The sequence below is a fragment of the Acidovorax sp. LjRoot204 genome (genome assembly GCF_056175785.1).
Window position 1 is genome coordinate 1 of sequence record NZ_JBGFFF010000251.1, and the last position, 4,164, is coordinate 4,164.

The 4,164-nt window shown below is 68.6% G+C and carries 2 protein-coding genes and 2 pseudogenes; 1 reads left to right on the top strand and 3 read right to left on the bottom strand.

Going from position 1 to position 4,164, the window contains the following annotated elements; all coding sequences use genetic code 11:
• Positions 1–432 (top strand): annotated as a pseudogene (locus tag AC04MI_RS23795) (hypothetical protein); the annotation flags it as partial.
• Between the two features lie 19 nt (positions 433–451).
• On the opposite strand, the gene AC04MI_RS23800 reads toward AC04MI_RS23795, so the two are convergent.
• The 3 genes and pseudogenes from AC04MI_RS23800 to AC04MI_RS23810 all read right to left on the bottom strand — a co-directional run.
• The gene (locus AC04MI_RS23800) at positions 452–1,969 is read right to left on the bottom strand and encodes an MFS transporter (protein ID WP_476498884.1); all 1,518 of its coding nucleotides are present in this window, start codon (positions 1,967–1,969) and stop codon (positions 452–454) included.
• Between the two features lie 8 nt (positions 1,970–1,977).
• On the bottom strand, positions 1,978–3,666 hold the full coding sequence (locus AC04MI_RS23805) for a class I adenylate-forming enzyme family protein (protein WP_436076590.1): 1,689 nt from the start codon (positions 3,664–3,666) through the stop codon (positions 1,978–1,980).
• A 295-nt stretch (positions 3,667–3,961) separates the two neighbouring features.
• Positions 3,962–4,164, bottom strand: a pseudogene (locus AC04MI_RS23810) (Glu/Leu/Phe/Val dehydrogenase); the annotation flags it as partial.

Consider the following 4,164-nt stretch of genomic DNA (forward strand, 5'->3'; position numbering starts at 1 on the left):
GCGCAAGTCAGCGCAAGCCTGGGCGCGGGCGCCACCGCTGCGGGCGGCGCGCTGCAGGTGCCTTTTGCGGGCGGCGGCCAGGCGTTGCAATCGGGGGTCATGGCCTTGGTGTTGCAGGGCATGGATGCTGCCGCGCCGCGCACCAGCGCGCTGCTGGTGCTGGACCTGCAGCCCCAACTGGCCGCCACCGTGTATGGCCGCGACATGCTGCAGCAGGCCACAGGGCGCCTGGACCCCTGGACCCAGATGGCCGTGCTGCAGGCCAGCGGCCAGGTGCCGCGCGAGGACGCGCGGGCGCGCAACGGGGAATCGGGCCTGTGCGAGACCGTGGGCTGCCCGTATGCAGCGCGCGCTGAGTGTGCGCAGCCCTTCTGTCTGGCGCTGCGTGGCGTGCTGCCACCCGAACCGGTCGGGCCAGCGCCGTCTGCCTGAGGGCGCTCCCGGATGTTCTCTAACGACTGTGTGCGAAGTCGTGCCCACCACCGGGCAGGGTGCGTGAGGGCTCCCACGCAGGGCGGGTGGTGTGTTCGCTCTGGCGTACAGGGGTTGCGGCCACTGCTGCCGCACTGGCCGTCTCCGCCGGGGCGGCAGCGCCCACGCTGCGCACCAGGTCTGCATGGCGGGCGCGGGTGATGGGGTAGGCCATCAGCAGCGGAATGGCCAGCACCAGGCACAGCGCCGGCAGCAGGCCCGTCATGGCCGTGATGCCTTGCAGCGCCTGGGCAGACTGGGCCACGTTGGGCACATAACCGGTCAGCTCCAGCATGCCGGCCACCAGCACCGTGGCCAGGGTGCGAGCCAGCTTGTCGACCAGGCCATACAGGCCGTAGTACATGCCGGTCTGCCGCTCGCCCGCCTGCATGTGGCCGTGGTCGATGGTGTCGGGCACCATGGCAAACGGCACGATCCAGTGCGCGCCCATGCCAATGCCCACCACCACCAGGATGCCCGTCACCAGGGCCTGCTGGCCTGGGCCCACCCAGTACAGCGCCACCAGCCCCGCACAGCAGAACACCAGCCCGAGGATGTAGGCCCGGTTTTTCTCCCAGCGGTCCACCACGCGCTTCCAGACGAACAGCGAGACGCCCACCACCGCGAGCAGGATGCCCATGAAGCGTGGCAGATCGCCCTTGTCGCCCTGCAGCTGGTAGATGACGAAATAAGCGAGCGAGGCCTGCACCAGCGTGAGGCCCAGTCGCACCAGCCCGGCTGCGCTCACCAGCATCACAAACGGGCGGTTGCGCAGCGTGGCCAGCAGGGTGCTGCGTACCGACGCCCAGCCGGGTGTGGCTGCTGGAGGGTTCGGGGCCGCAGGCGATAAGTCGCCGGTGGTGGCGGGCTCGCGCACGCGCCAGGCCACCACGGCCACGGCGACCCCGGCGGCCAGCCCGAAACAGGCGCCGGCCAGTGCGTAGCCCGTGCGTGCATCGGGCGCTGCCCGCACCAGCAGGGGCATGAACACGCTGCCCGCAAAAAACCCCAGCAGGGCACCCATGGATGCAAAAGCCGTGAGGCTGGTGCGCTCGTCGTAGTCCTGCGTCATGTTGGCGGCCATGGCCTGGTAGGGCAGCTGCACCAGCGTCATCACGGTGTCGAACAAGGTGTAGGTGACGGCGATCCACACAAACGCTGCCCAGGGGCTCAGGCCCGGCGGCACCATCCACACGGCGGCAGCCACCACCGCCAGGGGCAGGGCGCCGTAGATCAGGTACACGCGGTGGCGGCCGTGGCGCGAGCGCGTGCGGTCGGTCAGCCAGCCAAACAGCGGGTCGTTGATGGTGTCCCACACCTTCCCCACCAGCAGCGCCGCACCGGCCACGGCCGGAGGCACCAGGGCCACATCGGTGTAGAAGATCATGAGCAGGAAGCTCATGGCCGCAATCAGCATCTGCAGGCCGACGTTGCCCACGGCGTAGCCGAGCTTGGTGCCCAGGCTCAGCCGGATGTGTGGGGTGTACTGCATGTTCATGGGGGCTGTCATGGGTGCGCGGATGCCATTGCTTCGGCCTGGGGAGCAGTCGCCTTCGAGCTCGCCACAGGCTCTGCGCGCGCCGTGTGCGCCGCGCTGCTGCGCGGCGGCATGGCTTCCAGCATCAGGCGCACCTCGCGCCGCAGCATCTTGTTGAGGAAGCTGCGCGGAATCTCGGTGACCAGGCGCACATCGTCGGGCCGCATCTCGGGCGGCAGGTGTTGCACCAGAAACTCTGCCAGATCGTGCTCCAGGGCCTGGGTGCCCCGGTCGTTGCGCCAGCTTTGCCGCAGGCTGGCCACCAGCACGGCGGCGGTGCCATGCTGCACCAGGCAGGCTTCCTTGACGGCCGGGTGGCAGTGCGCCACTTCCTCGATCTCGCGCGGGTTGAGTGCCTGGCCGTGGCGCACCACGCGGTCGGCGCTGCGGCCCAGCACGTGCAGATAGCCCGCAGCATCGAAATAGCCCAGGTCCCCCATCACCACCCAGCCGTCGCGCAGGGTCTCGCTGGTCTTTTCCGGGTCCAGCCAGTAGCCATCAAACCGCACCGGCGTCTGCACGGTGATCAGGCCCATCTGGCCCAGCGGCAGCGGCGCAAACTGCTCGTCGCGGATGACCACGTCCACGCCCGGCATCACGCGGCCCACGGTGGAGAGGATGTCGTTGCCCAGCGGGTTGCCTTGCGCGTCCACATGCTCGTGGGGCAGCAGCCAGGTGATGGGAGGCAGGGCCTCCAGGCAGCCGTAGCCCTGCTGGAAGATGGGCCCGAAGCGGCGGATGGCCTCGGCGATCTTTGGCGCGGGCATCATCTCCGAGCCGTAGGGCACATGGGTCAGCGACGACAGGTCGTACTGGCCCAGCGTGGGCTCGTCCAGCAGGTCGATGATGGCCGAGGGCGACAGGAAAGCGCGCGACACGCGGTGCTTCTGGATCAGCCCGGCCAGCGTGGTGGCGCGGAAGTCCTCGGGCATCACCAGCGCCGCACCCGCCAGCAGCGTAGGCAGCACCAGGCCCGAGCCCGGGCCGGTGAGCGGCAGGCCCAGCATGTTCACGTCCGGCCCGTTGGCGGGCGGCTTGAAGTCGATGGCGCGCGAGATCAACCGCACGCTGTCCAGGTACTTGCGGTTGCTGTAGCCAATGGACTTGGGCAGGCCCGTGGTGCCCGAGGTCATGTGCAGCGCGAACACATCGTCCTCGTGCACGTCGGCCGTTCCCGCAGAGGGGGTCTGCTGCGCCAGGGCGCGCTCGTATTCATCCCCCAGCGCCAGCACGCGCAGGCCGGGCAGCTGCTCGCGCACGGCCTGCAGGATGGGCGCGCTCAGCAGCGGGTCGTGGATGAAGACGGTGGGCTTGACGCGGCCCATGGTCGTGAGCGCTGCCTCGGCCGGCAGGTGCTTGTGAAAGCTGGCAAAGATGGTGCCGTTCTCGAACGTGGCCAGGCGGGTTTCGAACTGCTCGCCGGTCTCGGGCAGCCAGGTGAAGACCACATCGCCTTTTTTTACGCCCTGGGCCTGCATCCAGGCCTGCAGGCGGTACACGCGATCCTGCAACTGCGCATAGGTGAGGGTGCCGCGCCGGTCGATGAGCGCGGGTTTGTGGGGATTCAGGCGGTACGCCAGACGGGCCACAGAGCGCGCGGTGCGCAGGCGGCTGAGCAGAAAGCGCGCCAGCAGGCTGCGCAGGGATGGAAGGGCCACCAGAATCTCCCGAAGACGGCGTGAGTGCAAAGTCCAGGCAGTTTTTCACGCAAGGTCCGGGGGAAAGATCACCATTTGTATGTGTGCGTATCTTTTGGTTTCTGCGGCGGCTGCGCGGTCGTTCTGGGGCCTTGAACGGCCGTTGTGCGCGCTTGCTGCGTCGCCACGGCGCAACAGCCAAGGTGGCTGCGCAAGGCCTGGGCAAAGAAAAACCGCCAGGGCTGGATCGCAGCAGCTGGCGGTGGTGTGACGGCCTGTCCCGGGTAAGGGGCGGGCCGGTGGGGCGGGCGAGGGCTTATGGATACAGGCCGCGCATTTCGCGGGCGTGCAGGATGCGCTGGCAGGCCACGATGAAGGTGGCGGTGCGCAGGCTCACCTTGTGCTCTTGCGCCACTTGCCAGATGCCCGCAAAGGCCTCTTGCATGATCCGCACCAGGCGGGCGTTGATCTCGTCCTCGCTCCAGAAGAAGCTGGAAAAATCCTGCACCCACTCAAAGT

Bases quoted from the DNA above. Each gene is read 5' to 3' on its own strand.
- AC04MI_RS23800 (WP_476498884.1), bottom strand. From the start codon at position 1,969: ATGAACATGCAGTACACCCCACACATCCGGCTGAGCCTGGGCACCAAG.